This is a genomic window from Areca yellow leaf disease phytoplasma, assembly GCF_041920595.1.
In genome coordinates this window covers 222,930-224,262 of sequence record NZ_CP169277.1, presented here as the reverse complement: position 1 = coordinate 224,262, position 1,333 = coordinate 222,930, and the positions used below count along the sequence as shown (strand labels likewise).

The 1,333-nt window shown below is 26.6% G+C and carries 2 protein-coding genes; both read right to left on the bottom strand.

Features of this window, described 5'->3' with window-relative positions; genetic code table 11:
- Positions 1–753: 753 nt before the first annotated feature.
- Positions 754–921, bottom strand: a complete 168-nt coding sequence (locus tag ACEW7V_RS01305; RefSeq protein WP_374695633.1) for a hypothetical protein — start codon at positions 919–921, stop codon at positions 754–756.
- Positions 893–1,207, bottom strand: a complete 315-nt coding sequence (locus ACEW7V_RS01300) for a DegV family protein (RefSeq protein WP_374695632.1) — start codon at positions 1,205–1,207, stop codon at positions 893–895. The genes ACEW7V_RS01305 and ACEW7V_RS01300 overlap by 29 nt, the downstream gene beginning before the upstream one ends.
- Positions 1,208–1,333: the final 126 nt, after the last annotated feature.

Here is a 1,333-nt window from a genome sequence, read left to right as displayed (position 1 = left end):
GCATAAATGGTAAATTGAACAATAATTGTTTTTAAATTACCGTTTTGATCAATAATAACTGGTTTTGTTTTTATTGTCACCAAAAACAAAAACTTTGTTGAGGTTGTGCTTTGTATTTCCATAAAATCTGAACAACAAAAAATCTTTTTAATTGTTCGTTTAAATCAAAGGTTTTCAAAAAAAATAATTAATATCTAGTTTGGTATTTTTTCCGTTTACTAAAAGTTAATTTGTCATTTTGAGTTTTTAGAGTAGCTTCTTGTTCAAATAACTCTATCTCTGTTTGTTCTGTTGTCATTAAAACTTATGTTCTGTAGGAACTAAAAATTTGTATTGGTGTCGTGAAAATCTGCGGGGTTGGAAACTGACAATTCTGGGAGCAGCAATTTTTAATCCAAAATTACTATCCTTTTTTAATTTATGCCAATCTTCTATAGCATAAGCGATGGTTGTAATAAAAAAATTAATACTAAAAGCCAAAAGTATTTTAAAAAAGTTTTCTTTGGTAAAATATAGACACTTATTTGGTTCTTTCTAACATCAAGGATATAAAAATATAATGTAACTAAAATATAGCTACAATTTTATTGTATCTTAAAATAGCCAAAAGATAATCAAAAGATTGTTTAAGTGTTTTTAAAGGTGGGTTTTAAAAGTTTTTTAGGATAAAAGTTTTGACTGTTCTAAAACTTTAAACAAAATCAGGGATTAAAAAATAATGCATTCCATTATAAGTTAATCTCTGTCATTTCGTTAGATAAAATCCGATCCTTCCTGCAGCCAATATGAGCTTGCTGCTACAGGAGAAATAGCACCATAAGTAGCAAGCTTTAATTTGGGGGTTAGCAATAAGTTTGTGATTTGTGCTAAAAGTTCTTTGGCATCTTTGTCATCATCTACATAAATATGCTTGAATATCAAGTTTATTATTTGCAGTTTGTGTTCTAATATTTTTTTCAAGACAATAATTAAAACAGTTTTTTAAGTTTCTTACTTTTTTTTCAATTGATAACACTCCTTGTTGAAATTTTAAAATAGGATGTATTTTCAAAAGATTGCCAATTAAAAATCTAAATTTGGAGATACGTCCATTATAAGCTAATATTTTTAAATTATTAACAGTGCATAACAAAAAGCCTTTTAGTTTTTCTTCATTGATTTTATCAATGATTGTTTGAGAACAAACATCAGGGTTTTTGTTATGCACTGTTCTTAAAAATATTAACACAGATTATTGATATTACTTAAATTACAGATAAACTTAGATATTCAATTATTTATGTAGACGACCAACAGATATCAAAGAACTGCTGAAACAAACTGCTTGTGTACA